Annotated in this window: 1 pseudogene; it reads left to right on the forward strand. The window is 71.5% G+C overall.

The features are described from left to right. Positions 1–362: pseudogene (locus M8J74_RS44300) on the forward strand (glucose-6-phosphate dehydrogenase); the annotation flags it as partial.

Raw genomic sequence — 362 nt, forward strand, 5'->3', positions numbered from 1 at the left:
ATCCAGAACCACCTGCTCCAGCTGCTGGCCCTGACGGCCATGGAGGAGCCGGCCTCCTTCGACGCGGACGCGCTGGCCGCGGAGAAGACCAAGGTGCTCGGGGCCGTGCGGCTGCCGAAGGACCTGGGCCGCGACACCGTGCGCGGGCAGTACGCGGCGGGCTGGCAGGGCGGCGAGAAGGCCGTCGGTTACCTCCAGGAGGAGGGCATCGACGCCAACTCCAAGACCGACACCTACGCCGCCATCAAGGTGGGGATCGACAACCGCCGCTGGGCGGGCGTCCCCTTCTACCTGCGCACCGGCAAGCGCCTCGGCCGCCGTGTCACCGAGATCGCGGTCGTCTTCCAGCGGGCGCCGCACTC

It is taken from the genome of Streptomyces panaciradicis, from assembly GCF_023516615.1.
In the GTDB taxonomy this organism is placed as follows: Bacteria; Actinomycetota; Actinomycetes; order Streptomycetales; family Streptomycetaceae; genus Streptomyces; species Streptomyces panaciradicis.